General features: G+C 71.3%; 30 protein-coding genes. 11 read left to right on the forward strand and 19 right to left on the reverse strand.

Features of this window, described 5'->3' with window-relative positions; translation table 11 throughout:
• Positions 1–79 precede the first annotated feature (79 nt).
• The gene (locus ASG05_RS04780) at positions 80–373 is read left to right on the forward strand and encodes a DUF4229 domain-containing protein (protein ID WP_056257845.1); all 294 of its coding nucleotides are present in this window, start codon (positions 80–82) and stop codon (positions 371–373) included.
• A 33-nt stretch (positions 374–406) separates the two neighbouring features.
• On the opposite strand, the gene ASG05_RS04785 is transcribed toward ASG05_RS04780, so the two are convergent.
• The 4 genes from ASG05_RS04785 to ASG05_RS04800 form a co-directional block, all read right to left on the reverse strand.
• On the reverse strand, positions 407–1,363 hold the full coding sequence (locus ASG05_RS04785) for a 1,4-dihydroxy-2-naphthoate polyprenyltransferase (protein ID WP_369814032.1): 957 nt from the start codon (positions 1,361–1,363) through the stop codon (positions 407–409).
• Positions 1,364–1,391: 28 nt separating this feature from the next.
• The gene (locus ASG05_RS04790; protein WP_056258501.1) at positions 1,392–2,564 is read right to left on the reverse strand and encodes an AMP-binding protein; all 1,173 of its coding nucleotides are present in this window, start codon (positions 2,562–2,564) and stop codon (positions 1,392–1,394) included.
• Positions 2,565–2,640: 76 nt separating this feature from the next.
• Complete coding sequence (locus tag ASG05_RS04795) at positions 2,641–3,549, reverse strand: 1,4-dihydroxy-2-naphthoyl-CoA synthase (protein WP_056257851.1); 909 nt, start codon at positions 3,547–3,549, stop codon at positions 2,641–2,643.
• Between the two features lie 54 nt (positions 3,550–3,603).
• On the reverse strand, positions 3,604–4,056 hold the full coding sequence (locus ASG05_RS04800; protein ID WP_056257853.1) for a hypothetical protein: 453 nt from the start codon (positions 4,054–4,056) through the stop codon (positions 3,604–3,606).
• Between the two features lie 42 nt (positions 4,057–4,098).
• Between ASG05_RS04800 and ASG05_RS04805 the strand changes: the two genes are divergently transcribed.
• Positions 4,099–5,121 (forward strand): o-succinylbenzoate synthase, encoded by a 1,023-nt coding sequence (locus ASG05_RS04805; protein WP_056257856.1) that lies wholly within the window; start codon positions 4,099–4,101, stop codon positions 5,119–5,121.
• Positions 5,122–5,193: 72 nt separating this feature from the next.
• Here ASG05_RS04805 and ccsB read toward each other — a convergent pair whose 3' ends face one another.
• The 5 genes from ccsB to ASG05_RS04830 are packed head-to-tail and all read right to left on the reverse strand — an operon-like array spanning position 5,194 to position 10,055.
• Positions 5,194–6,204, reverse strand: a complete 1,011-nt coding sequence (ccsB, locus tag ASG05_RS04810) for a c-type cytochrome biogenesis protein CcsB (RefSeq protein WP_369814033.1) — start codon at positions 6,202–6,204, stop codon at positions 5,194–5,196.
• A 2-nt stretch (positions 6,205–6,206) separates the two neighbouring features.
• Positions 6,207–8,036: a cytochrome c biogenesis protein ResB gene (locus tag ASG05_RS04815; protein ID WP_082486366.1), complete on the reverse strand. Its 1,830-nt coding sequence runs from the start codon at positions 8,034–8,036 to the stop codon at positions 6,207–6,209.
• Entirely contained in the window at positions 8,020–8,784 is a 765-nt protein-coding gene (locus tag ASG05_RS04820) for a cytochrome c biogenesis CcdA family protein (protein ID WP_056257861.1), read from the reverse strand. Before ASG05_RS04820 ends, ASG05_RS04815 begins: the two co-directional genes overlap by 17 nt.
• Entirely contained in the window at positions 8,785–9,411 is a 627-nt protein-coding gene (locus ASG05_RS04825) for a TlpA disulfide reductase family protein (RefSeq protein WP_056257864.1), read from the reverse strand.
• Positions 9,408–10,055, reverse strand: a complete 648-nt coding sequence (locus ASG05_RS04830) for a histidine phosphatase family protein (protein ID WP_056257867.1) — start codon at positions 10,053–10,055, stop codon at positions 9,408–9,410. Before ASG05_RS04830 ends, ASG05_RS04825 begins: the two co-directional genes overlap by 4 nt.
• Positions 10,056–10,173: 118 nt before the next feature.
• Between ASG05_RS04830 and aspS the strand changes: the two genes are divergently transcribed.
• Positions 10,174–11,508 (forward strand): aspartate--tRNA(Asn) ligase, encoded by a 1,335-nt coding sequence (aspS, locus tag ASG05_RS04835; protein ID WP_056257870.1) that lies wholly within the window; start codon positions 10,174–10,176, stop codon positions 11,506–11,508.
• Between the two features lie 65 nt (positions 11,509–11,573).
• Here aspS and ASG05_RS04840 read toward each other — a convergent pair whose 3' ends face one another.
• From ASG05_RS04840 to ASG05_RS04860, 6 genes are all read right to left on the reverse strand, one after another.
• Complete coding sequence (locus tag ASG05_RS04840) at positions 11,574–11,921, reverse strand: hypothetical protein (protein WP_157490051.1); 348 nt, start codon at positions 11,919–11,921, stop codon at positions 11,574–11,576.
• A gap of 77 nt (positions 11,922–11,998) precedes the next feature.
• Positions 11,999–12,820 (reverse strand): hypothetical protein, encoded by an 822-nt coding sequence (locus ASG05_RS04845; protein ID WP_157490052.1) that lies wholly within the window; start codon positions 12,818–12,820, stop codon positions 11,999–12,001.
• A gap of 34 nt (positions 12,821–12,854) precedes the next feature.
• Positions 12,855–13,121 (reverse strand): glutaredoxin family protein, encoded by a 267-nt coding sequence (locus ASG05_RS04850; protein ID WP_056258504.1) that lies wholly within the window; start codon positions 13,119–13,121, stop codon positions 12,855–12,857.
• Positions 13,122–13,211: 90 nt separating this feature from the next.
• A complete protein-coding gene (locus ASG05_RS15725; protein WP_003792170.1) occupies positions 13,212–13,310 on the reverse strand; it encodes a 30S ribosomal protein bS22 in 99 nt (32 codons plus the stop codon).
• A 106-nt stretch (positions 13,311–13,416) separates the two neighbouring features.
• Positions 13,417–13,611, reverse strand: a complete 195-nt coding sequence (locus tag ASG05_RS04855; protein WP_056257878.1) for a helix-turn-helix domain-containing protein — start codon at positions 13,609–13,611, stop codon at positions 13,417–13,419.
• 114 nt (positions 13,612–13,725) lie between these two features.
• Entirely contained in the window at positions 13,726–14,262 is a 537-nt protein-coding gene (locus ASG05_RS04860; RefSeq protein WP_082486367.1) for a helix-turn-helix transcriptional regulator, read from the reverse strand.
• Between the two features lie 54 nt (positions 14,263–14,316).
• Between ASG05_RS04860 and ASG05_RS04865 the strand changes: the two genes are divergently transcribed.
• The gene (locus tag ASG05_RS04865) at positions 14,317–15,774 is read left to right on the forward strand and encodes a TrkH family potassium uptake protein (RefSeq protein WP_056257879.1); all 1,458 of its coding nucleotides are present in this window, start codon (positions 14,317–14,319) and stop codon (positions 15,772–15,774) included.
• Positions 15,767–16,438, forward strand: a complete 672-nt coding sequence (locus tag ASG05_RS04870) for a TrkA family potassium uptake protein (protein WP_056257882.1) — start codon at positions 15,767–15,769, stop codon at positions 16,436–16,438. The genes ASG05_RS04865 and ASG05_RS04870 overlap by 8 nt, the downstream gene beginning before the upstream one ends.
• Positions 16,439–16,478: 40 nt before the next feature.
• Here the strand turns inward: ASG05_RS04870 and proC are convergent, their stop codons facing one another.
• Positions 16,479–17,330, reverse strand: a complete 852-nt coding sequence (gene proC / locus ASG05_RS04875; protein ID WP_056257885.1) for a pyrroline-5-carboxylate reductase — start codon at positions 17,328–17,330, stop codon at positions 16,479–16,481.
• Positions 17,331–17,376: 46 nt separating this feature from the next.
• Between proC and ASG05_RS04880 the strand changes: the two genes are divergently transcribed.
• A complete protein-coding gene (locus ASG05_RS04880) occupies positions 17,377–18,339 on the forward strand; it encodes a cation diffusion facilitator family transporter (RefSeq protein ID WP_056257888.1) in 963 nt (320 codons plus the stop codon).
• Between the two features lie 42 nt (positions 18,340–18,381).
• Here ASG05_RS04880 and ASG05_RS04885 read toward each other — a convergent pair whose 3' ends face one another.
• Positions 18,382–18,813: a nucleoside deaminase gene (locus tag ASG05_RS04885; protein WP_056258506.1), complete on the reverse strand. Its 432-nt coding sequence runs from the start codon at positions 18,811–18,813 to the stop codon at positions 18,382–18,384.
• 93 nt (positions 18,814–18,906) lie between these two features.
• Here ASG05_RS04885 and upp point away from each other — a divergent pair, with 93 nt between their 5' ends.
• The 5 genes from upp to ASG05_RS04910 all read left to right on the forward strand — a co-directional run bounded on the left by upp (position 18,907) and on the right by ASG05_RS04910 (position 24,541).
• A complete protein-coding gene (gene upp, locus ASG05_RS04890) occupies positions 18,907–19,539 on the forward strand; it encodes a uracil phosphoribosyltransferase (RefSeq protein WP_056257890.1) in 633 nt (210 codons plus the stop codon).
• A gap of 500 nt (positions 19,540–20,039) precedes the next feature.
• Positions 20,040–20,816, forward strand: a complete 777-nt coding sequence (locus tag ASG05_RS04895) for a winged helix-turn-helix domain-containing protein (protein ID WP_056257892.1) — start codon at positions 20,040–20,042, stop codon at positions 20,814–20,816.
• Positions 20,817–21,186: 370 nt separating this feature from the next.
• Entirely contained in the window at positions 21,187–21,624 is a 438-nt protein-coding gene (locus ASG05_RS04900; protein ID WP_228497569.1) for a MarR family winged helix-turn-helix transcriptional regulator, read from the forward strand.
• Positions 21,621–22,994, forward strand: a complete 1,374-nt coding sequence (locus tag ASG05_RS04905) for a deoxyribodipyrimidine photo-lyase (protein WP_056257897.1) — start codon at positions 21,621–21,623, stop codon at positions 22,992–22,994. The genes ASG05_RS04900 and ASG05_RS04905 overlap by 4 nt, the downstream gene beginning before the upstream one ends.
• A gap of 116 nt (positions 22,995–23,110) precedes the next feature.
• Positions 23,111–24,541, forward strand: coding sequence for a serine hydrolase (locus ASG05_RS04910; RefSeq protein WP_056257899.1), 1,431 nt, complete (start codon positions 23,111–23,113; stop codon positions 24,539–24,541).
• A 52-nt stretch (positions 24,542–24,593) separates the two neighbouring features.
• Here ASG05_RS04910 and ASG05_RS04915 read toward each other — a convergent pair whose 3' ends face one another.
• Positions 24,594–25,526, reverse strand: coding sequence for a carbohydrate kinase family protein (locus ASG05_RS04915; protein ID WP_157490053.1), 933 nt, complete (start codon positions 25,524–25,526; stop codon positions 24,594–24,596).
• Between the two features lie 131 nt (positions 25,527–25,657).
• Positions 25,658–26,107, reverse strand: a complete 450-nt coding sequence (locus ASG05_RS04920; RefSeq protein WP_056257902.1) for a DoxX family protein — start codon at positions 26,105–26,107, stop codon at positions 25,658–25,660.
• Between the last annotated feature and the right edge of the window lie 42 nt (positions 26,108–26,149).

Consider the following 26,149-nt stretch of genomic DNA (forward strand, 5'->3'; position numbering starts at 1 on the left):
CCGGGCGGGGCCCGCCCGGCCCGTGCCGGGTGCCCACCGCGCGGCGGACGCACACCCGACGGACCGTAGACTCCACGTCGTGAAACCCTGGCTCAAGTACTCGATCGTCCGCCTCGGCCTGTTCGCGGTCGTGCTGGGCGTCCTGCTCGTGCTGCGGTTCGACCCCCTGTGGGCGACGCTGATCGCCGCGGTGGTCGGCTTCTGCGTCTCGTACCTCTTCTTCGCGCCGTTGCGCCGCCGCGTCGCGATCGACCTCGCCGAGCGCCGGTCGCGTCCGGCCCGCCTCGACGACGACTCGGCCGCAGAGGACGAGGCCCTCGCCGACGACGAGGCCGACGCGCAGCGCGAACGGCGACCCGGCGACCAGGTCTGAAGCGCTCGGGTCGCGTGCTCTGCGCGGTTCTCGCTAGAAGAAGAGCGCGGCCGACAGGGCGAGCGCCCAGACCAGGGCCGAGAGCGACGACAGCTGCAGGGCCAGGATCAACTCGCGGGGAGTCTTGCCCGTGACGCCGATGACCGCCGCGGGCACCGCCACGATCAGGGCGAAGTAGACGTACGGCGCGTGCAGGTAGAGGAACGCGAAGTAGACCAGGATGAAGAACGGCAGCAGCAGGAAGAGCGCGTAGAGCGCGCGGGCCACCGGGTCGCCCACGACGACCGCGAGGGTGCGCTTGCCGGCCGCGGTGTCTTGCGGGATGTCGCGCACGTTGTTGATCATCAGCACGGCGCAAGCGAACAGGCCGGCGGCGATGCCCGCGACCCAGGCGTCGAACGGGAACTCGCGCAGCTGCACGAACGTCGTGCCCACCGTGGCGACCAGCCCGAAGAACACGAAGACGAACAGCTCGCCGAGTGCGTTGTAGCCGTAGGGCCGCTTGCCGCCGGTGTAGAACCAGGCGGCGACGACGGCCGCGGCGCCGACGGCGAGCAGCCACCAGATCTGGGTGATGACGACGATGACGACGCCGGCCACGGCCGCGAGCGCGAAGAACGCCAGGGCCACCCGCAGTACGGTCGTCGGTCGGACGCTGCCCGAGCCGGTCAGGCGCGACGGCCCGACGCGGAAGTCGTCGGTGCCCCGGATGCCGTCGGAGTAGTCGTTCGAGTAGTTGACGCCGATCTGCAAGAACACGGCGACCCCGAGGCAGAGCAGCGCGAGGGTGAGGTCCCACCCGCCGTTCGCCCGGGCGACGCCGGTGCCGAGGGCGACCGGCGCGATGCCGAGCGGCAGGGTGCGCAGGCGGGCGCCGCCGATCCAGTCGCGGGGGGTCACCCGACGCACCGGCTGCTTTCCGGGTCGTCCGCCGGGTCGGCCGCCGGGGCGGCCCCTGCGCTGGGGGGTCGAGGTCTTCGTCTTCGCCACGACCCCGAGTCTAGTTCGCAGCGGGCTATCAGCTTGCCGCGAGACCGGCCACGAGCCGCGTCAGCCCGACGCGGTCCGGTTTGCCGCTGGCCAGCAAGGGCAGCGTCTCGACGCGCACGATGCGGTCGGGTGCCGCGGCGCGACCCGCCAGGGTGGCCACGGCCGTGCGCAGCGCCGACAACTCGTCGACCGCCGACGGCCCGAGGGACGACACAGGAGGCGCGGTGGCGGTCACCACGACGGGCACCTCGCCCCACCGGGCGTGCGTCGCACGGACGACGACGGCGTCGCCGAAGCCCGGCTGCTCGCGCACGACCCGCTCGACCACGCCCAGCGACACCTTCTCGCCGCCCGAGACGATCACGTCGTCCAGCCGCCCGGTCACGGCGAGGACTCCGTCGGGCGAGACCGTGCCGGCGTCGCCCGTGCGGTACCAGCGGTGCCCGTCGCGCGTGGTGAAGGCGGCCTCGGTCCGCTCGGGATCGTCGAGGTACCCCTCGGCGAGCGACGGTCCGCTCAGCTCGACCTGCCCGTCGACGACCTCGACGCGCGTGCGCCCGACCGGCACGCCGTCGTAGACGCACCCCCCGCTCGTCTCGCTCGACCCGTAGGTGCGCACGAGCGTCACCCCGAGCCGACGCGCCCGCTCGACGAGGACGCCCGGCGTGGCCTGTCCACCGACCAGCAGGGCGTCGAACCGGCGCAGCACGTCGGCCACCCCCGGGTCGGCCTCGGCCGCGTCGAGCGCGACCGAGAGCTGCGCGGGCACGAGGGACGAGTACCGCACGGGGTGTTCGAGACCGGCGGCGGCCTCGACGAACGCCCGGACGTCGAAGTGCCCGGGGGCGAGAAGCACGGGGTCGGTGCCCGCGGTGATCGACCGCACCAGCACGTTGAGGCCGGCGACGTAGTGCGCCGGCAGGGCCAGCACCCACCGGCCCGGGCCGGCCAGGGCCCCGTCCGCCGCGGCGGCCCCCGCGAGCACCGCGTCGGACGACAGGGCCACGCGCTTCGGGCGACCGCTCGACCCGCTGGTCTCGACGACGAGCGACACGGCCTGCGGCACCACGGGCGGCAGGTCGGCGGGCACGCGGTCGTCGGTCCGGGGCGCGACGGCGGGACCACCCCCGAGCGCGACCCGGAGCGCGTCGAGCACGGCACCGGCGTCGCGGGCGTCGACGGCGACCAGGGGGCGGGTCATGCGCGGCGCCTCCTGCGGGCCGTTCGGGGGCACCCCGCCGCGGGGTGCGACCTCGACGAGGTCGCGGACGACGGCATCAGTACTGCCAGGGGTACGGCGACCAGTCGGGCGCGCGCTTCTCGAGGAACGAGTCGCGCCCCTCGACGGCCTCGTCGGTGCCGTACGCCAGACGGGTCGCCTCGCCGGCGAACACCTGCTGGCCGACGATGCCGTCGTCGGTGGCGTTGAAGGCGAACTTGAGCATGCGGATGGCCGTCGGTGACTTCGTGAGGACTGTTCGCGCCATGGCGAGAGCCTCGCGCTCGAGGTCGGCGTGGGGCACCACGCGGTTGACGGCGCCCATCTCGTAGGCGCGGTCCGCGCTGTACTCCTCGGCGAGGAAGAATACCTCGCGCGCGAACTTCTGACCGATCTGCTTGGCGAAGTAGGCGCTGCCGTAGCCCGCGTCGAACGAGCCGACGTCGGCGTCGGTCTGCTTGAAGCGACCGTGCTCGCGGCTGGCGATCGTCAGGTCGCAGACGACGTGCAGCGAGTGCCCTCCGCCGGCCGCCCACCCGGGCACCACGGCGATGACGACCTTGGGCATGAACCGGATCAACCGCTGCACCTCGAGGACGTGCAGGCGACCCGCCGACGCCGGGTCGGGCACGTTCGCCTGGTCGCCCTCGGCCTTGTAGCCGTCACGACCGCGGATGCGCTGGTCGCCGCCGCTGCAGAACGCCCACCCCCCGTCTTTCGCACTGGGCCCGTTGCCGGTCACCAGGACGACCCCGATGCGACTGTTCATCCGGGCGTCGTCGAGCACGCGGTACAGCTCGTCGACCGTGCGCGGCCGGAAGGCGTTGCGGACCTCGGGCCGGTCGAAGGCCACCCGGGCCACCCGACCGTCGACGCTGTGGTGGTAGGTGACGTCGGTCAGGGCGTCGAAGCCGTCGACGCTGCGCCACTCGGTCGGATCGAACAGGTCGGACACCTCGGAAGCCATGTCGCCAGCCTACCGACGGGGTCCGACCTCGCCCCGACCGCGGTCGGACCGCGGTCAGACCGTCGAGACGAACTGCCCGATCAGCCGGACGAGCACGAACGGGTTGGCCAGCACGCTGAGCAGCAACGCCGCCACGCCCCACCACCGACCCCGGCGCATGGCGACGGCGATCAGGGCCACGACCCCGACGACGATCGAGGCCAGCAGCGTGACCAGGGCGAGCACGGCCGCCGGCCCGACGACGTCGGCGGCGAGCAGGCCCAGCGCGAGCCCGTCGAGGGCGAGCAGCGCGACCGCGAGCACGAAGGTCACGACGCCCAGGCGACGGCTGCGGGGCGCCGGCGTCGACTCGTCGTGACCGGGCCCGTCGAACACCTCGAGACCGTCGGGCCCGTCGCGGCGGGCGGCACCGGCCCCGTCGGCGACGGCGACGTCGTCGTCGCCGTAGTCGTCGTCGTCGTCGGGGCCCACGGGCTCTCGGGCGGGCACGGGTTCGCGGTCGACCATGACGCACGACCCTACCGGGGCCACCGGTGCGACACTGAGCGGATGCCGACCGCCGACCGCTCCCCCGTCGCCGCCCCCACACCCGCCCTGCCTCCCCTGGCCGAACTGCTCGACGGGGCCCACGTCGTGCGCCTCCCCCTCCGCACACGGTTCCGAGGCCTCGACGAGCGCGAGGCCCTGCTGGTCGAGGGGCCGTCGGGCTGGACCGAGTTCAGCCCGTTCGTCGAGTACGGTCCCGCCGAGGCCGCCGCCTGGCTCGCGGCCACGATCGACTTCGGCTGGGGCCGGCTGCCCCCGGTCGGCACCCGCCGGGTGGCCGTCAACGCGACCCTGCCCGCCGTCGCCGCCGAGCGGGTGCCCGAGGTGCTCTCGCGGTACCGGAGCTGCCGCACCGTGAAGGTCAAGGTGGCCGAGCGCGGTCAGACGCTCGCCGACGACGTCGCCCGTGTCGCCGCGGCGCGCGAGTGGGTCGGGCCCGAGGGCCGCGTGCGCGTCGACGCCAACGGCGGCTGGAGCGTCCGAGAGGCCGAGGAGGCGCTGGTCGGCCTGGCCCCGTTCGGCCTGGAGTACGCGGAACAGCCCTGCGCCACGGTGCCCGAGCTGGCGGAGCTGCGACGTCGCGTCGCCGGCCTCGGCATCCCGGTCGCCGCGGACGAGAGCGTCCGGAAGGCCGCCGACCCGCTGGCCGTCGCCCGCGCCGGCGCCGCCGACCTGCTCGTGATCAAGGCCCAGCCGCTCGGCGGCATCCCGGCCGCCCTCGCGATCGTCGCCGCGGCAGGACTGCCGGTGGTCGTCTCGAGCGCCATCGACACGTCGGTGGGGCTCAGCATGGGCGCACACCTCGCCGCCGCCGTGCCCGACCTCCGCCACGACTGCGGCCTCGGCACAGCCGCGCTGCTCGGGGCCGACGTCACCCGCGAACCGCTGCTGCCGGTGGACGGTGCCGTCGAGGTGCGCAGGGTCGACGTCGACGTCGACCTGCTACGACGGCACGCCGTGGACGACGACCGGCGCGAGGTGTGGCTGGGGCGGCTGAGCGCCTCCTACGCCGTCCTCGCCGGCTGAAGCCGGGTCGCGGGCCGAGGCCGGGTCGCAGGCTGTCGTTCGGTCAGAGCGCCAGTCCGGTGCGTCGGTCGATCACAGCCCCGAGTAGGCGTGCAGACCCTTGAAGAAGACGTTGACGACCGAGAAGTTGAACATGACCGCGGCGAAGCCGATGATCGACAGCCACGACGACCGCGCGCCGCGCCAGCCGCGGGTCGCCCGAGCGTGGATGTACCCGGCGTAGAGCACCCAGATGATGAAGGTCCAGACCTCTTTGGTGTCCCAGCCCCAGTAACGACCCCAGGCCCGCTCGGCCCAGATGGCGCCGGCGATGAGGGTGAAGGTCCAGAGGACGAAGCCGACCAGTGCGATGCGGTACGCGAGGTCTTCGAGGCGCTCGGCCCCGGGCAGGGTGTCCATGAAGCGCAGGCCGGCGAGCTTCGCCTGTTCGCGCTTCGTCTGGACGAGCTGGGCGGCCGACAGCCCGGCGGCGATGGCGAAGAACGCCGTGCCGAGGATGGCCACGAAGACGTGGATGACCAGCCACGCCGACTGCAGTGCCGGGGGCAGGGGCGAGACGGCCACGTAGTAGTTCACGGTGCCGATCGCCAGGAGCACGAGGTTGAGGCCCATGACGTAGGCGCCGAGGAACCTCAGGTTGACCACGAACTGCACGGCCAGGTAGACCCCGACGATGATGGCCGTCCCGGTCAACGAGAACTCGAACATGTTGGCCCACGGCACCCGGCCGGCGGCGAGTCCGCGCAGGACGACCGAGGCGACGTGCACGACGAACCCGAGCAGCATCATGGCGATGGCGACGCGTTCGAAGCTCGAGGCCTTGGCCGGGGCACCCGTCACCGCGGCGGTCGACGGGCCAGAGCCGCCGGTCGGACGGTCGAGGACGACCGTGCTGCCCCCGGCGGCCGAACGCGAGACGGTCGCGGTGGCGACGGCCTCGGCCTTGGCGGCCCGGGCCGCGGCCTGCTGGGCGTCACCGGACCGCTTCGCCAGGTCGAGGGCGAAGGCCACGAACGAGATCGTGTAGATGGCCATCGCCGAGTACACGGCGACGAGCGAGTAGTAGGCGAGGTCGGCGGTCACGATCAGATCTTACGTCCGCGGTCGCCCGCACCGGGGCCGGGTTTCTCGACGTCGTGACGGGCCGGGTCGTCCGCGACCTCGCGGGCGACGTCGGTCGGGACGCCGAGGCCGCCGAGGTGCGCCTTCGCGATCTCGCCGACCGCCCGGCCGAGGGTCGGGTCCTCGCCGCGGGCGAGGCCGGCGTACTCGAGTCGGACTCCCCCGTCGGTCTCGGTCGCCTTGACCCAGACCCGACGGCGGGGCACGAAGAGCGCCGTCAGCAGGCCCGCGAACGACAGCCCGGCGAAGAGCAGCACCCAGACCTGCGAGGGATCGTGGTGGATGTCGAACGAGGCGAAGCGCTTGACGCCGTCGAACGTGATGGTGCCCAGGCCGTCGGGGATCGTCGCGGTCTCGCCCGGCGTGAGCTGGATCGCTTTCTCCTGCGCGTCGTCGTCGGTGCCGGCCAGGGGGGTCAGCCCGTCGGTGGTCAGCGTGTAGACCGAGGTCGGCACGCCCTGGTCGAGGCCGAGGTCGCCCGAGTAGACGTTGAGGCTGAGCACGGGGTTCGTCGTGTCGGGGTCGTCGGACGACAGCGCGCCCGTGCCGAGGTCGACGGCCGAGGGGTAGAAGAACCCGATCATGCCGAGCTGCTCGGGCAGGGCGTCGGGCACCTTGATGACGCCCAGCGACGTGAGGTTGGTGTCTTGCGGCAGGAAGGGCACGGTGTCGCGGAAAGCGACGTTGCCCTCGCCGTCGCGGACGGTCACGTCGACCGCGTAGCCGTTGCCCAGCAGGTAGACGTTCGAGCCGCCGATCGAGAGCGGCGAGTTGACCTTGATCTGCGTCTTCTCGGCGTCGCCGCCTCGCGCCGTGGCGGTGACGTCGGCCGTGAAGTCGGTGGCCATGCCGGCCGCACCGTCGGTGTCGGGCGCGTACCGGGTCGAGAACTTGTCGAGCGCGATCGAGAAGGGCGACAACTGCGACTCGTCGAACCAGCGCCCCGGGTTGAACGAGTCGTACGAGCCGAGCACGTTCGAGAAGGTCTGGCCCTCGACGACGACGCGTTGGCCCGAGTACCCGAAGCCGCCGCCGACGCCGACGGTGAGCAGCACGCCGACCAGAGCCGAGTGGAACACCAGGTTGCCGGTCTCGCGCAGGTACCCGCGCTCGGCGCTGACCGAGTCGCCGAAGACCTGGGTGCGGTAGCCGGAGCGCCTCAGCTGCGCACGGGCCGCCTCGACGGCACGGGCGGCCGTGATCGAGGCGTCACCCGCGCTCGTCGCGCCTCGCGCGGTCTCGAGCGTGATCGACCGGTAGCCGGCCAGGCGCGACAGGCGCGCCGGGGTCTTCGGCGGACGCGCCCGCAGCGCCTCGAAGTGGTGCCGCGTGCGCGGGATGATGCAGCCGATCAGCGAGATGAACAGCAGCAGGTAGACGGCCGAGAACCACGGCGACGAGTAGGTGTCGAAGACCCCGAGCTTGTCGAGCACCGGGAACAGGTCGGGGTGGTCGGTGCGGTACTGCACGACGCCGTTGGGGTCGGAGGTGCGCTGGGGCACGAGCGACCCGGGGATGGCCGCGACGGCCAGCAGCATGAGCAGGAACAGCGCCGTCTTCATGCTGGTCAGCTGACGCCAGAAGAAGCGGAGGTAACCGACCGGGCCGAGTCGGGGCTGCGTGATGCCCGACCCCTCGTCCGATGCGGGCCGGACCGAGTCGATGTGGTCGCTCGGACGCAGCGGGTCGCCGCCGACGTCGGTCGTGTCGACGTCGCCCAGGTCGGCGTCGGTCGCGGTGGACGAGGAGGCGCGGGTCGCGTCGACCCCGTCGCGGTCAGACGATCGTGCCATAGCTCGCGATCACCGCCCCGACGTGCGACATGAGGCTGGACCAGAGGCCCGTGACCATGAGCAGACCGATGAGCACGAGCAGTGACCCTCCGACGATGTTGACGACGCGGATGTGCCGCTTGACGAACGAGATGGAACGTGAGGCCCAGCCGAAGCCGAGCGCGACGAGCAGGAACGGCACCCCGAGGCCGATGCAGTAGAACGCACCCAGCAGGACGCCCTGCCACGCCGAACCCGAGCCGAGCGCCAGCACCTGCACGGCCGCGAGGGTCGGGCCGATGCACGGCGTCCAGCCGATGCCGAAGACGATGCCGAGCAGCGGCGCCCCGGCCAGGCCCGTCTTCGGCAGGAAGCCCGGCTTGAGGGTTCGCTGCAGGAACGTGAACTGCCCGATGAAGACGAGGCCGAGCAGGATCACCACGACGCCCATGACCCGCGTGACGACCTCGCGCCACTGGATCAGCCAGAACCCCGCCGAGGCGAAGGCGAGCGACGTGCCCACGAAGACGACCGAGAAGCCGAGGATGAACAGGACGACCCCGAGCACCAGACGTCGACGGTCCCGCCGCTTGGCGCCGATCTCGGTCGCCCCCGTCGTCAGGCCGCCGACGTAGCCGAGGTAACCGGGCACGAGCGGCAGCACGCAGGGCGACAGGAACGAGATGAGGCCCGCCAACAGGGCGACGGGCAGGCCGACCGCGAGCTGTCCGCCCACGACCGCGTCGAAGAAGGGATTGCCCTGGTACACCTAGGACGTCTCGGCGAGGGTGTCGGAGATCAGGGTGTCGAGGATGCCCGGGCCGTCGAGACCGCCGAGGATGCGGGCCGCGATGCGCCCCTGCTCGTCGAGGACGATCGTCGTCGGCACGGCGTTGGGCGCGATGGTGCCGGCCAGCGCCAGCTGCACGGCACCGTCGTTGGCGTCGACGACGGACGGGTAGGTGACGTCGAAGGTGCGGGCGAAGGCGAGGGAGGTGTCGGCCTGGTCGCGGACGTTGACGCCGAGGAACTCCACGCCCTTGCCGGCGTAGGCCTGGTTGAGCTTCTCGAGCTCGGGTGCCTCGAGGCGGCAGGGCGGGCACGCGGCGTACCAGAAGTTGAGGACGACGACCTCGCCGTCGTGGTCGGACCGCGACACGGTCTCGCCGGCGTCGGTCTCGGCGGTGAACTCGACCGGGTCGGTGCGGTCTTCGGGGGCGATCTCGGTGACGGTGCCGTTGCCCGAGATGTAGTTCTCGGTCGTGCCGTTGCCGTACTGCTGCGCGAGGTCGTCGGCCGTGCTCGAGCACCCCGTGGCCACGAGGGCGACGACGGCGGCCAGGGCCAGGCCGCGGACGACGGATCGGGCTCGGATCGGGCGGATGGTCTGGCTCACACTGCTCCCAGGTCGACGGCGGACTGGTTCAAGTGTGCAGCGGGTTCCTGGTAGCCGACCTCGACGAAGCCCCCCTCGCGGCGCTCGAGCGTGGTGATGCTCGACAGCGTGCACCGGCGGCGGCGCGGGTCGTGGAACAGCCGCGCGCCGGTGACGCTGCGGTGGACCATCCAGATCGGCAGCTGGTGGCTGACGAGGACGACGTCGCCGTCGTCGACGCTCGACCAGGCCTCGTCGACGGCCGACAGCATGCGGGCGGCGATGCTGACGTAGGCCTCGCCCCAACTGGGCTTCAGCGGGTTGACGATCCACGGCCACTCGGCGGGCACCTTGAGCTGCTTGGCGACGCTGAAGTCCGACCGGCGCCCCTCGTACTTGTTCGTCGGCTCGATCAGGCGCTCGTCGACCTGGGTCTCGAGGCCGAACGCCGACGCCCACGGTGCCGCGCTCTCGCGGGTGCGTTGCAGCGGAGAGGCGAAGAGGGCCCGGACGGGGACGCCCTGCTCACGGAAGGCCTCGGCCGACGCCGCCGCCATGCGGTGGCCGAGGTCGCTGAGCCCGAACCCGTCGAGGCGGCCGTAGAGCACGTGCTCGGGGTTCTGCACCTCACCGTGCCGGACGAGGTGGATCTGCTGCGCGGGCATGCAGACGAGTCTAGGTCGGGGCCGCCTCCACACCTCCCACACGGAAACCGCCAAGCTCGGCGGCGCCCTGCACGACCCCGCGCGGGGCGGTGGGGCGGTGACTGTAAACTCGGGCCTCGTGATCGAACGCACCCTCATCAAAGACCTGTCCGCGTCGCCCGACGGACCCGTGACCGTGACCGGCTGGGTCGAGACGGTGCGTGACCAGAAGAAGGTGCAGTTCGTCGTCCTGCGCGACGAGACCGGCGCGCTGCAGCTGGTCCGCCCCCGCACCGCCGCCGACGTGCTCGAGGCGGCCGGCGAGACCGACGACGTCGCCGACGCCATCTCGTCCCTCTCGCAGGGCAGCTTCGTCACGGTCACGGGCGAGCTCAAGCACGACGAGCGCGTCAAGCTCGGGGGCATCGAGGTCAAGGTCGAGACCCTGGTCATCGACTCGCTGGCCGACCCCGAGACCCCGATCGCCGCCGACAGCGGCATCGACAAGCGCCTGGACTACCGCTTCCTCGACCTGCGCGTGCCGCGCAACTCGCTGATATTCCGCGTGCAGACCACGTTCGAGCACGCCCTGCGCACCTGGTGGATCGAGCGCGACTTCGTCGAGATCCACACCCCCAAGCTGATGGCGACGGCGAGCGAGTCGAACGCCGAGCTGTTCAAGGTCGACTACTTCGAGGGCGCCGCCTACCTCGCGCAGAGCCCGCAGTTCTTCAAGCAGATGGCCCAGACGGCCGGCTTCGGCAAGATCTTCGAGATCGCGCCGGTGTTCCGGGCCGACCCGTCGTTCACCTCGCGTCACGCCACCGAGTTCACGAGCGTCGACGCCGAGATCAGCTACGTCGACAGCCACGAGGACGTCATGCGCATGCACGAAGAGCTGCTGGTGGCGGCCTTCTCTGCCGTGAAGGAGAAGCACGGCGACGAGATCCAGGCGCTCTTCGACGTCGAGGTGACCGTCCCGTCGACGCCCTTCCCGCGCATCCCGCTGGCCGAGGCCAAGCGCATCGTCGCCGAGCGCGGCTACGAGGTGCCCCGCGCCGACGCCGACATGGACCCCGAGGGCGAGCGTCGCATCTCGGAGTACGTGCGCGAGGAGTTCGGCCACGAGTTCGTCTTCTTGACCGACTACGACATCTCGATCCGGCCCTTCTACCACATGCGTCACGACGACGACCCGCAGCTGACGAAGAGCTACGACCTGATCTTCAACGGCACCGAGATCTCGACCGGCGCCCAGCGCGAGCACCGCATCGACGTGCTCGAGCAGCAGATCCGTGAGAAGGGCCTCAAGCCCGAAGAGCTCGGGGGCTACCTCGACTTCTTCCGCTACGGCGCCCCGTCGCACGGTGGCTTCGGCATGGGCCTCGCCCGGGTGCTGATGCTCATGCTGCACCAGGCGAACCTGCGCGAAGTGACCTTCCTCTTCCGCGGCCCCACGCGCCTCCAGCCGTAGGCGCGCCGCACGAATCGGTTGATGGGCGGTCCGGTCTCGAATGAGACCGGACCGCCCCCCTTTCGTCAGCCCTGCTTTGTGCGGTGAATGGGACCGACGGCGACGGCCCTCGAACAAGCGACAAGGGCGAAGAGACCCAGCACCATTAGAGCCGCGATGGTCGGCACGGGCGACGACGTCCGTTCGCTCAAGGAGACGGCTGTGATCGTGACGAGAAGGCCCAGACCGAAAACGACCGCCGCCGGGACTTCCTTCGCTCGCGTCCGCCACCACCCGCTGCCACTGGCGACTACTCGCGGCAAGCCGCCGACCAGCACCAAGAACACGAGTAGCACCACCGTTTGATCGAACCGCCCCAGCACGCCCGTGGCGTGCAACTCAAGCCCCCCGGCCATCATGACGATGGCGAGCAACAGCCCTCCACGAGTCGGAGGGGCATAGCTAACTGTCACTGACCGACGAGGAACAACACGGTCAGTTCCTCGTTGATTCATTGTCGGCAATTCTCGATGACGGGCCAAGTGACCAGGCTTGGCAACGTCGTGCGCCTGATACCCACGCACCGCCCCTGGGCCACCGCCGAATTCGCCGTCTGCACCATCGCCGCCGTCGCGATTCCGCAGGCCCATCCGACAGGCCCACACGCTGCGGCGATCAGTGCTGCCACAAGACCTGAATTGGTCAGCTGCCGCGTCTCGTTACGGCTGTACATCACGGTACAGAACTGAAAATTGCACTCGAGTCGCGCCATGATCGTCACGGGGAACGTCGTTGGCACATCGTCCAAGCGCTGCCGGACAGTGTTGCCGACTATCTCGTAAGACGAACGAAGATCCTGTCCCTCCGCGTCGATGGCCACGGGTGGCGCGAGCGAGTTGATGGCAGATCCGTTGTCGTCCAAGATCCGCACGCCTCCCCGTTCGTCGAGTTCGAGACGAGCCGGACGCCCGTCGATCAGGACCTCGAAACCAAAGTCGACTAGCTCTCGCTCGCTCAGAACACGGATGTACTGCCCGTCCGCGCCTGCCTCCGCGTTGCTCCCACCTTGACGCGTTCGGGGCGAAGACGACAACCCTCGCGGGTTTCCGCCCGACACGAAAGAAACCACGTGCCCCTCGCTCTCAACGGACATGACGGCCTCCGCGTCGTCGGGCTGATCAGCAGCAAATGCCCCACTCCCTGTTCCGGCGATCAACATCATCACCAGCATGAGCACTACAGCAATCGACGGCCAGGTCGTGCTGTTCTTCCAGATCATGTTCTCTTCCAATCTGTGCATCTTTGCACTCAGAAAGAGCGTGCCATCTGACACGGTTAATTGGAAGAAGAAATATTGGGCGTGTGAATCAAGCGAAAGAAGCGCGGAGCGCCGTCCGCAGGCGCTCGGGCTCGACGCGCCAGATCGTGTGCACCCGGCCGTCGAGCAGGACGACGGGGATCTCTTCGGCGTACTCGGCGGTGAGCGCGGCGTCGTCGAGGATGTTCTTCTCGTCGACGGCCAGCTCGGCAGCGGAGAACTCGGGCTCGGCCAGCACCTCGTGCAGGGCCGACCGGGCGTCGTCGCAGAGGTGGCAGCCCGGCTTGGTCAACAGGGTGATTCGCGGTTCGGCCATGCCCACAAGGGTAGCGACGGCCGCGGCTGCCCCTGGCACGACGAAGGCCCCCGGCGACCGGTGGTCGGCGGGGGCCTTCGCGTACAACGACTACTTCTTGTTGCGACGCTGGTGACGAGTCTTGCGAAGCAGCTTGCGGTGCTTCTTCTTCGCCATGCGCTTGCGACGCTTCTTGATGACAGAACCCATAGAGGACCTCACTGATTTCTGGATTGGACCGACCGGGTCCGAAACAGAACCGCGGAAAAATGCCTCGGGTCAGTCTACTAGGACGGCTCGAGAAAGTCGAAGTGGCTCAGCCGACGTCGGCGACGCCGGTCCGCAGCACGGCCGCGACGGCCGACTCGGGCACGCGGAACGAGCGCCCGAAGCGGATCGCCGGCAGCTCGCCCGAGTGCACCATGCGGTAGACGGTCATCTTCGACACGCGCATCATGTCGGCCACCTCGGCGACCGTGAGGAACCGCACATCGGAGAGATCCTGCGACATGACCCTGCCTCGACTCGGGCCCCGTGCCGGGGCTGTGGAGCAGACGAGTGTTTCCCGTGTGCCTGAGGGCAACTCTAGGGGCGCGTGTGACTCGGTGTAAAGGAAGGGTCGGCGCTAGGGCCCGGTGCGCCCCAGGCGCTTGCGCACCGGGTCGATGACGCGCTCGTCGAGGGCCCCAAGCGCGCTCTGCGCGTCGTGCAGGGCCGAGGAGGCGCGGTGCTGGGCCCCGGCCACGTAGCGGCCCAGCGTGCTGCCGACGTCTTCGGCGTCGGGCAGGTTCTCGGCCGCCCGCCGCAGCGGCGCGGGCACGGTGGCCCCGGCCCAGGCCGCGAACGGCGTGCTGGTCAACGCGTCCGAGACCAGCGAGTCGGCACTGACGAACGGGATGAGCCAGTCCTCGACCGCTTCGAGCGGCCCCGGCTCGACCGAGTAGTACCGGTGCTGACCCTCTTCACGGACGCTGACCAGGCCGGCCTCGCGGAGAACGCGGAGGTGCTTCGAGACCGTGGGCTGGCTGATGCCGAGCGACGTGACCATCTCGCCCACGCTGATGTCGGCGTTGACGGAGTCGGTCGACATCGAGGCGTCGAGCAACACCTTGAGGAGGTCTCGGCGAGTGGCGTCGGCGATCACGGCGAAGATGTCCGGCATGCGACCAGCGTAGTGACCCGGGGCGCACGCGGCCTCGGCGTCGGCCGGGATAGCATGACCGGCGTGACTCGCGCCCCCGTCGCCGGTCGACGCCGCCCCTCGGACCCCGGCCGCTCGCCCTGGCGCAGACTCAGCGACGCGATCGACGACATCGGTCGCAAGTCGCCCGCGCGCTTCGCCATCCTGATCTTCACCGGCCTGATCGTCGTCTTCACCCTGCTGTTCTCGCTGCCGATCTCGTCCGCCGACCGGACGATCACTCCCCTGGCCGACTCGGTCTTCACGGCCGTCTCGGTCATCTGCGTGACCGGTCTCGCGACCGTCGACATGGCGACCCACTGGTCCCTGTTCGGCCACGTCGTCATCTTCGTCGGCGTGCAGATCGGCGCGATCGGGGTGCTCACCCTGGCCTCGATCATGGGCCTCGTCGTCTCGCGGAAGCTCGGCCTGCGCGCCCGTCTCATGGCGGCCGGCGACCAGAACCCCCTGCGGGTGCACGCGGGCCCGGTGCCCGAGGGGCAGGCCGTCCGACTCGGCGAGATCGGCGGGCTGCTGACGACGGTGGCGCTCAGCTCGTTCGTCATCCAGCTGGCCATCGCCCTGCTGATGATCCCCCGCATGCTGATCGACGGCATCCCCGTCGGAGACGCCGTGCTCGACAGCTTCTACTACTCGGCGATGGCCTTCACGAACACCGGTTTCACGCCCAACGCCGAGGGGCTGGCCGCTTTCGAGAACGACTACTGGTTCCTCAGCCTGATCATGATCGGGGTCTTCCTCGGCAGCATCGGGTTCCCGGTGATCTACGCCCTGGCCCGGAACCCCCGCAACCCGCGCCGCTGGTCGGTGCACGTCAAGCTGACCCTGCTGACGACGGCGATCCTGATCGTGTTCGGCATGGTGCTGTACATCGTCCTCGAGTTCGACAACCCGAAGACGTTCGGCGGCATCGAGGCCGGCCCGACGGTGTTCCAGTCGCTCTTCCTCAGCATGATGACGCGCTCGGGCGGGTTCTCGACCATCCAGATCTCCGACCTGAACGGGTCGTCGCTGCTCGTCACCGACATGCTCATGTTCATCGGCGGCGGCTCGGCGTCCACCGCCGGAGGCATCAAGGTGACGACGCTCGCGGTGCTCTTCCTGGCGGCCTTCGCCGAGGCGCGCGGTCAGCGGTCGATGGAGGCCTTCGGCCGCCGCATCCCCAGCGACGTCCTGCGCCTGGCCGTCAGCGTCGTCCTCTGGGGCGCCACGATCGTCGCCGTGTCGAGCATCCTCATCATGCACATCACCAAGGAGCCCCTCGACCACGTGCTGTTCGAGTCCATCTCGGCGTTCGCCACCTCGGGCCTCAGCACGGGCCTGACCGAACGCCTCCCCGACTCGGCGAAGTACATCCTGGCGGTCACGATGTGGATGGGCCGCGTTGGTACAGTGACACTCTCCGTCGCCCTGGCCGCCAGCCAGCGACGCCAGTTGTTCACGAGAGCCGAGGAGCGACCGATCGTTGGTTGACAAGATCAAGCACGACGCCCCGGTGCTCGTCATCGGCCTCGGCCGCTTCGGCGCCGCGACCGCCGGGCAGCTGGAACGACAAGACCGCGACGTCCTCGCCGTCGACACCGACGCCGGCCTCGTGCAGAAGTGGGCCGACCGCGTGACGCACGCCGTGCAGGCGGACGCCCGCAGCATCGACGCGCTCAAGCAGATCGGCGCCCAGGACTTCTCGATCGCGGTCGTCGCCGTCGGCTCGTCGATCGAGGCCAGCGTGCTCATCACGGCCAACCTCGTCGACCTGAAGGTGCCCCAGATCTGGGCGAAGGCGATCAGCCAGTCGCACGGCAAGATCCTCGCCCGCATCGGCGCGAACCACGTCATCTACCCCGAGCGCGAGGCCGGCGAGCGCGTCGCGCACCTCGTCTCGGGCCGGATGCTCGACTACATCGAGTTCGACGACGCCTTCGCCATCGTCAAGATGTACCCGCCGAAGCCCGTCCGCGGCGCCTCCCTGGCCGCGTCGAACATCCGCACGAAGTACGGCATCACGATCGTCGGAGTGAAGAGCCCCGGAGGCGCGTTCGTCGAGGCCACGCCCGAGACGGTCATCAGCAACCACGACCTGATCATCGTGTCGGGCGACAGCCGCGCGATCGAGCGTTTCGCCGCCCTCGAGGGCTGAGCGCGGCCGCGCTGCCGGGTGCGTTCGGGCAGGAAGCGGCTCAGCGACCCTCGGCGATCTCGCGGTTGCGGGCGAGGGCGGCCCGGGTGGCCCGTTCGAAGAGGTCGACGAGGCCGCCCTGCTCGAGCTCGGCGACGGCACGTTCGGTCGTGCCGCCGGGGCTCGTGACTCGGCGGCGCAGTTCGGTCGGTGCGGTGTCGGCCGGCAGGACGTCGCTCGCCGCGAGCAGCTCGCTCGCGCCGCGGAACGTGCCCTGGACCATGGTGGCGGCCTGCGCGCGGGTGAAGCCCAACGCGACCGCCGCCTCCTGCAGTTGCTCGATCAGGTAGAAGACGTAGGCGGGCCCCGAGCCCGAGATCGTGCTGAGCGCGTCGATCTGCGACTCGGGGACGACCACGACATCGCCGACGACGGCGAAGAGCGACCGGGCGAGCGCGAGGTCGGCGTCGGTCGACCGTGACCCGGCGCTGAGGCCGGTGACGCCCAGCCCGACGTGCGACGGGGTGTTGGGCATCGAGCGCAGCACCGAGACGGACTCGGGCAGGGCGGCCTCCATGGTGGCGGTCGTGACACCCGCGGCGAGGCTGACCACGACGGCACCCGCGTCGAGCACCGGGCCGATCTCGCGCAACAGGTCGACCACCATGTGCGGCTTGACGCCGATCAACACCAGCCGGGCGCCGACGACGGCCGAGGCGTTGGCACTCGGGTCGGTCTCGGTCGCGAGCGAGGTGACGGAGCCGTGCCGCAGGGCCCGCGCCTTCACCTCGGTGCGGTTGGTCACCCGGACGCCGCCGTCGACCTCGACCTCGGGGCGCAGCAGGCCCTGCAGGATCGCACCGCCCATCGAGCCGGCTCCGAGAATCGCTGTGGTGGGGAGGGTGGTGACCATCCGGCCATCCTAGGATCGACCTGGACCACACGAGGGGATCGAACCGATGAGCACTCACGGCGGCAACAAGGCGATCATCGCCGCACTCAGCGCGAACCTGGGCATCGCGGTGACCAAGTTCGTCGCCTGGGCGTTCTCGGGCTCGTCGTCGATGCTCGCCGAGGGCGTGCACTCGCTGGCCGACTCGGGCAACCAGCTGCTGCTGCTGCTCGGCGGCCGTCAGGCGAAGAAGGCGGCCGACGCCGAGCACCCCTTCGGCCACGGGCGTGAGCGGTACGTCTACGCGTTCGTCGTGTCCATCATCCTGTTCAGCGTCGGCGGGGTCTTCTCGCTCTACGAGGGCGTCGAGAAGCTGCGCGAGCCGCACCCGCTCGACGTGCCGTGGCTGCCCGTGCTCGTGCTCGCGATCTCGCTCGCACTCGAGGGCTTCTCGCTGCGCACCGCGATCCGCGAGGCCCGCCCGAGCAAGGGCCAGCAGAGCTGGGCGTCGTTCATCCGTCGGGCGAAGGCCCCCGAGCTGCCCGTCGTGCTGCTCGAGGACGCCGCGGCGTTGCTCGGCCTGTCGTTCGCCATGATCGGCGTCGTCCTGACCTGGATCACCGGCGACGGCCTCTACGACGCGATCGGCACCATCGCCATCGGGCTGCTGCTCGTCGCGGTGGCCGTGATCCTCGGCATCGAGACCAAGAGCCTGCTCGTCGGCGAGGGCGCCTCGGCCGACGACGTGCAGAAGATCCGCGACGCCGTCACGGGCGGCTCCGAGGTCGAGTCGATCATCCACATGAAGACGCTCTACCTCGGGCCCGACGAACTGCTCGTCGGCGTGAAGGTCGCGATGCCCGGCCGGACCGTGCTCGCCGACGTGGCGAGCGCCATCAACGCGGTCGAGGCGCGCATCCGCGAGGCCGTGCCCATCGCCCGCGTCATCTACGTCGAACCCGACGTCTGGGTGAAACCCGGCCAGGTCGACCCGCCCACCGACGCTATCGTCATCCGCGCCGCCGACTGAGACCCGAGGAGGCGCGGGTCGGCGACCAGCGCGCCTCCCGGCTCAGCGCCGCCCGGCGAAGAACGCGTCGAGCTGCGCCCGGCACTCGGCCTCGCGCACCCCGGCGTAGACCTCGGCACGGTGCGGAAGCCTGCGGTCGCGGGCGATGTCGTAGACGCTGCCCGCGCCTCCTGCCTTGTCGTCCCAGGCGCCGTAGACGAGCCGCGGCACGCGCGCGGCGAGCAGGGCGCCTGCGCACATCGGGCACGGTTCGAGCGTGACCACCAGGGTCGTGCCGGTGAGGTGCCAGTCGCCCGTGTGCCGGGCGGCGGCCCGCAGGGCGATCACCTCGGCGTGGGCCGTCGGGTCCTGGCGCAGCTCGCGCTCGTTGCGCCCGGTGGCGATCACGACCCCGCCGGCGTCGACCACGACGGCACCCACCGGCACGTCGGCCGAGACCCGACAGGCGTCGGCCTCGACGAGGGCGAGCGACATCCAGTCGTCGAACTCGGGCGGGACGGCGATCACGGGGCCTCAACGGGGTCGGGGCGGCTCACGGAACCGGTCGACTCCGCTACCGTTGAGCCTATGCGAGTGCACGTAGCGGACCACCCCCTCATCACCCACAAGCTGACCGTGCTCCGTGACAAGAGCACGCCCTCCCCCACGTTCCGGGCGCTGACCGAAGAGCTCGTCACCCTGCTGGCCTACGAGGCCACGCGCGACGTTCGCACGAGCCCCGTCGACATCGAGACGCCGGTCGGCCCCGCCACCGGTCTCGAGATCAGCCAGCCGCGGCCGCTGGTCGTGCCGATCCTGCGGGCCGGGCTCGGCATGCTCGAGGGCATGACGAAGCTGGTCCCCACGGCCGAGGTGGGGTTCCTCGGCATGGTGCGCGACGAAGAGACCCTGCAGCCGACGACCTACGCCGAGCGCCTGCCCGACGACCTCTCGAACCGCCAGTGCTTCGTGCTCGACCCCATGCTCGCCACGGGCGGGTCGCTCATCGCGGCCATCGACTACCTGCTCGACCGGGGCGCGGTCGACGTCACGGCGGTCTGCATCCTCGCCGCCCCCGAGGGGCTGGCCGCGGTCGAGAAGGCCATGCAGGGCCGCGACGTGCACGTCGTGCTCGGCGCCGTCGACGAGAAGCTCAACGAGCAGGGCTACATCGTGCCCGGCCTCGGCGACGCGGGCGACCGCCTCTACGGGCTCGCCTGACGCGACCCTTCCACACGACCCGCACCGCGCCTCCTGGACGTCAGGAGGCGCGGTTCGTCGTCCCGGCGCCGGTCACGGTGCCCGTCGGCGCGCCTCGCTTGACACGGGGACGCGGCGTGTAACAAGATCGACCCCATGACTAACAGCGTGCTCACCCCGACCTCTCGTGAGGCCCTCGGGAGCACCGGCACGATGATGCCGATGCACGCTGTCACGTGTCGAATGTGTGCCTGATCCGGCCACACACCTCGCCGAGTCGAAGCTGCTGACACCGCCAGCTGAGCTCGCGGCCCCACCCGGTCGCTGAGCCACCGACTCCAGGATGCCTCGCGTCGCCACCCCCGACGCGCATCCCGAACGGTGCATCGCACCGACTGCTCGTGACGTACGGCACCATCGCCGGCGGGATCGAGCACCGACACACATCGAGCAGTCCCTCGGCACCCCGGCGACCCGTCGGCCCGAGCGGCAGCCGCCGTCACGCAAGGACCCCGCCTGTCATGTCCCTCATCCTCGACCGCCCCGTCACCGCCACCCGCACCGTCTCGCCCGCTCGTCCCGCCGCACCGACCCCCCTCCGCGAGGTCGCCCCGGCCCGCTCCGCCGCCCCCGTCGTGGCGCCCACCGCGTCGGCGGCCGACACCCCCGCGGCACCTCGACCCCGCGCCGTGCCCGAGGGCACCGAGGCCCGCGGCTTCGTCCTCTACGTCGGACTCGACGAGCTCAAGGCCGCGGCCGACGGCACGTCGCTCGGCGACGTGGTCTCGCAGATCAAGGAGCTCGTCGCCCGCATCGCCCCGGCGGCCGAGACCCACGCCGCCGTCGCCCTGGCACCCGAGGGTGCCGGCGGACGCGACGTCGAGGTCGTCCGACTCGCCCTCCAAGACCCTGCGGCACTCGCGAAGCGCCGCCAGGTAACCGAGGACGACGAGCCCGGAGCGCGCGGCGGCGTGGTCGTCGACATCTCTCGCAAGCGCCTGCTGCTCGACGGCGACGTCGCACCCCTGACCTACAAGGAGTTCGAGCTGCTGCAGTACCTCGTGCTGCGCGAGGGCCGCACCATCGAACGGGCCGAGCTCATCTCGAGCCTGTGGGCCGACGGCGACGACGAGGTGCCGAACGAGCGCACCATCGACGTGCACGTCCGTCGCCTGCGGTCGAAGCTCGGCGCCTTCGAGGACATCGTCCGCACCGTGCGTGGCGTCGGCTACCGGTTCGACCGTCACGCCGACGTCTCGATCCGGCACGCGTCGACCCCGTCGCCCGACGTGTTCTGAGCCGCCCGCACCCGACGTCGGCCCCCAGGCGCCGCAGGGCGTCGGCTTCGACGTCGGCACGGGTCGCTCTGTCAGAGTTCTCAGGAACTGCTCGGAATCAACGCTGGACCACCGTTACCGATCCGTTATAGATTGTGTCTCGCCGACGTCGTTTGCTGTGGCGGCCGAGGCGGAATGTGATTGCAGGACACTCTTGGTGCAAGGGAAGAGGGCCGGTCGCCATCGTGCGACCGGCCCTCTGTCGTCCGCCCCGCGACGGCCCGGCCACGGGTCGGCCACGGCGCGGTCCTGCCCGGTGTCGGCCCGACGTCGGTGCCCTTTCGTAGACTCGTCCTCGACGAACGTGAGGTGCGACATGACGGAGACATCGATGGCAGTGGGTGCCTGGGAGGCGCTGTTCCGGGCCCAGGTCAGCGTCATGCGTGAACTGACCGACTGCTTCCCGACGAACGAGATCTCGTTCAACGAGTACGACGTGCTGTTCAACCTGTCGAACCAGCCCGACCGCCGCGCACGCATCCGCGACCTGACGCGCCACCTGCTCCTCACGCAGCCGAGCATCAGCCGTCTCGTCGACCGGCTCGCGTCGAAGGGCATCGTCGAGAAGGCCTCCGATCCCGGCGACGGGCGCGGCATCATCGTGGCCATGACCGACGAGGGGTACGACCTCTACCGCCGGACGGCCGTCAGCCACGCCGCGGCCATCCGTCGACGCGTGGGCGGCGCCCTCGACGACGACGAACTGGCGTCCCTGGCCGACCTGTGCACGAAGTTGCGCCTCGGCACGCCGATCGAGGCGAGCGCATGACGTCACCGTCCATCGTCTGGCTGCGCGACGACCTCCGCCTCGCCGACAACCCCGCCCTGACCGCCGCCGTCGAACGTGGCGAGCCCGTCGTCGTGCTCTTCCTGCTCGACGACGAGACCGAGGGCATCCGCCCGCTGGGTGCGGCGTCGCGCTGGTGGCTGCACCACAGCCTCTCGGCCCTCGACGCGTCGCTGCGCGAGATCGGCGGCCGGCTGACCCTCCGCCGGGGCCCCCAGGCCCGCGAACTGCCCCGCCTCGTCGACGAGGTCGGTGCCGGTGCCGTCTTCTGGAACCGCCGCTACGGGCTCGCCGCGCGCGACACCGACGCCGACCTCAAGTCGTCGTTGCGTGAGCGCGGCCTCGACGTGCGCAGCTTCCAGGCCAACCTGATGTTCGAGCCCTGGACGATCCAGACCGGCCAGGGTCAGCCGTTCAAGGTCTTCACACCGTTCTGGCGGGCCTGCCTCGACCGACCCGAGCCGCGGCACCCCGTGGCCGCCCCCGACGAACTGGACGCGCCCCGTTCCGGGCCCGACAGCGACGACCTCGACTCGTGGCAGCTGCTTCCCACGTCGCCCGACTGGGCCGGTGGGCTCCGCGAGACCTGGACCCCGGGCGAGGCCTCCGCCCTCGACACCCTCGAACGCTTCGCCACGGGCCACCTGGCCGACTACGGCCTGCGCGACGAGCCGGCTCAAGAGGCCACCAGCCACCTGTCGCCGCACCTCCGCTTCGGCGAGGTCAGTCCCTTCCAGGTGTGGCACCGCATGCGCGGCGACCTCGCACCCGACGCCCGCGAACAGGCCTCGGGGTTCTTGCGCGAGCTGGTCTGGCGCGAGTTCAACCACACCGTGCTGTTCGCGAACCCGCACCTGGCCACGAAGAACTACCGGCCCGAGTTCGACGAGTTCCCGTGGCACGAACTCGAGCAGGGCGAGCTCGAGGCCTGGCAGCAGGGCACGACGGGCATCCCCCTGGTCGACGCTGGCATGCGCGAGCTCTGGACGACCGGCTACATGCACAACCGCGTCCGCATGGTCACGGCGAGCTTCCTCGTCAAGAACCTGCTGGCCGACTGGCGCGTCGGCGAACGGTGGTTCTGGGACACCCTGGTCGACGCCGACGAGGCCAACAACCCCGCCAACTGGCAGTGGACCGCAGGCTCGGGGGCCGACGCCGCACCGTACTTCCGGGTGTTCAACCCCGTGCTGCAGGCCGACAAGTTCGACAAGCACCGCGACTACGTGCGCCGGTGGGTGCCCGAGGTCGACGACGACTCGTACCCCGAGCCCATGGTCGACCTCAAGGCCTCGCGACGTGCCGCCCTCGACGCCTACGAGGCGATGCGCCGCAGCACGCGGTCGGACTGACCGGCCGCCGACCGGACCGCCCCACGCCGTTCCGCCCAGCCGCGCTTCGTCCTGCTTCGTTCTGTCCCGTGCCCTCCCGCCCTGCTCCGTCCCGCCCCTCCGAGAGGATCACCTCCGTGACGACGACCCCTCACCCCGCCGGCTCCGCGTCCCCGACGGGCATCGACGCCGTGTTCGCGGCCCGCCCACCCGAGCGTCGCGGGCCGAGCGCGGTCTGGGCGACCTTCGACCGCTCGGGCCAGACACACGACGGGTCGTCGGGCGAGATCGCCCCGGGCAGGGCGCCCGGCGTCGACACCGCCTACCGGATCGCCTCGTGCACCAAGAGCTTCACGGCCACGGCCCTGCTCGCCCAGCGCGACGCCGGGCTCGTCTCGCTCGACGCTCCGATCACCGACTTCGTGCCGGCGTTCGCCGAGGTGGTCCTGCCCACGGCCGACTCCCCGGTGCCGACGCTGCGCATGCTGCTCACCATGTCGGCCGGCTTCCCGACCGACGACCCCTGGGGCGACCGGCAAGAATCCCTCACCGACGACGAGCTCGACGCGCTGCTGAGGGCTGGGCTCACCTTCGACAGCGTGCCCGGCACGACGTTCGCCTACTCGAACCTCGGCTTCGCCCTGGTCGGCCGGGCGATCGCCGCCGTCGCCGGACGGCCGTACCGCGAGGTGGTCGAGTCGACGATCCTCGAGCCCCTCGGCCTGTCGGCCACGGGGTTCGAGGCGACCGTGCCGGCGACCGGCGGCGTCGCGACGGGCCATCGCCGCGCCTCCGACGGGGGCGACGCCCTGCCGTTCTCGGGGCCCGGCGCGTTCTCGCCCATCGGCGGGCTCTTCAGCACGGTCACCGATCTGACCCGCTGGGCCCGCTGGCTCGGCTCGGCGTTCGACCCCGAGGGCCGCGGCGACCTCGACGGCATCCTGTCGCGCGCCTCCCGCCGCGAGATGCAGCAGGTGCAACGGTTCGTGCCCGCCCGAGCCGGGCACCCGGGCGGATACGGGTTCGGCCTGTTCGTCGAGCACTACCCCGACCACGGCCCGGTGGTGTCGCACAGCGGCGGCTACCCCGGCTTCTCAGCCCACATGCGGTGGCAGGCCGCGACCGGCCTGGGAGCGATCGGCTTCGAGAACGCGACCTACTCGAAGGTCTCAGAACCGATCGGCCTCGCCCTCGACGGCATCATGGCCGACCGGCCCGACTCCCGGGTCGTCGTGCGGCCCTGGTCCGAGACGACGGCCGCGCGCGATGCGGTCGAAGCCGTCGTCCGCGGTGGGGCCGTCCCCGACGGGCTGTTCAGCGAGAACGTCGAGCTCGACGTCCCGCTCGACCGTCGACGCGCCTCCTGGGCGGCCCTCGTCGAGTCCGTGGGCGGCTGGGACGACTCGGGCGACGGCGACCCGCTGCCGGCCGACGAGTCGACGGCGCCGTCTCACCTCGTCTGGCGTCGACGCGGCGCCCGGGGTGACGTCCGCTTCGAGATCCGACTCACGCCCGAACGTCCGCCCCGCGTGCAGACCGTGACGGTCACGAGCGAGAGCCCGCGCTAGCGAGGCGACAAGGCGGGCGGGCGGATCGACGGGGGCGAGCAGGTCCTCCTGGTCAAGACGGCGGTCTGCCGCCCGCGACGCCCGCCGCCCTCGCCGCCGCCCGGGCTCCGCTGCGACCGGCGACGCCGAGGCTGCGCGAGGTCGCCCACGCGGCGATGAACCCCGCCGAGAACGCGTCGACGAGGCCGACCGAGTCGACCCAGCGCGTGGCCACGCCGTCGACCGTGACGGGCGGCAGCCCCCGCGTCGCCACGGTCGCTCCCCCGTCGTCGTCGACGACGGCGACCACGCCGAACCGATCGGCCAGCGCTTCCGCCGACCCGGTCGGCTGCTCGAGTCCCGTCAGCTCGCGGGCGGTCTCTCGGGACGGGAAGAACAGGTCGGCCCCCTCGACGGCGGCGAGGAACGCCGGCGCCCCGAAGCGGCGGACCACCGAGGCACTGCCCGGCGCGACCGAGACGAGCGCACCGACCTCGCGGGCCCGCGCCAGCAGCCGGCGGAGGGCGACCGGGCTGCGCGACTGGGCGACCGTGTACCCGGTGAAGTGCACGAGGCCAGCCCGAGCCACGAGGTCGTCCGGCACGTCGTCGGGGCCGAACGAGGCGCCGGCACCCCGGTCGGTGAACATCGTGCGAGACGTCCCGTCGACCGTGATCACGACCGTGCCGGTCGGGTCGTGCGCGTCGTAGGCGAGCCGGGCCGAGACCCCGGCGTTGGCGAGCAACTGCGCGTGGCGTTGGAGGTCGGCCGTGCCGACCCGGCCGACGAACGACACGTCGACGCCCAACGAGCCGAGCCACGCGGCCGTGTTGGCGGCCGAGCCCCCCGCACGGTGCCGGATCGTCGCGGCGGTCTCGGTCCCCGCCGGGTCGGCCGTCCGCGGCATGACGATGATGTCGTCGAGCACGTCGCCGAACACGACGACGGGGGAACCGGGGCGGGGTCGAGCGTCCGGCGGACGGAGGCGGTCGTGGGCGGGGGGCATCGCCGTCCAGCCGATCACGGATCACGCTCCCGGTCGGGACGAGGAGGCGCAAATCACCCTCGCGGGCACGTCACGATCACCCGTCCCGCCCGGGCGGGCGCCGTCAGGGGCGCGCCGTCAGGGGCCCGCCATCAGGCGGGGACGGGCTCGGAGGCCGGAGTCTCGCGCCGAGCGCGTCGACCGCGCACGACCACCGCGTCGAGGGCGAGGCGGCCGGGGCCGGTCAGCACGATCGCGACCGAGGCCACGGCGAGGACGAGCACGTACTCGATGCCGCCCGTCGCCGAGAGGAATCCGTTCGGCAGGTGGACGGCGACCAGGGCGACGACCGCCGTGACCGCCAGGAGGGCCGCGGCGACCCGGGTGGCGAAGCCGACGACGAGGGCGACCCCGGCGGCGAGCTCGGTGACGGCCGCGACCGGGGCGGCGACCTCGGCGAACGGGATGCCCATGCCGCCGAAGGCGCCCTGCGTCGCGGCGAGGCCGTCGACCGCGAGCTTCTGCCACCCGTGCACGACGAACACCACCCCCAGGACGACGCGCAGCAGGAGGATTCCGAGGGACGAGGAGGCTGACGACACGGTGTGCCTTTCGATCGGGGGCAGGGTCGGGGCACGTCGTCG

Source organism: Frigoribacterium sp. Leaf186, assembly GCF_001423905.1.
Classification (GTDB): domain Bacteria; phylum Actinomycetota; class Actinomycetes; order Actinomycetales; family Microbacteriaceae; genus Frigoribacterium.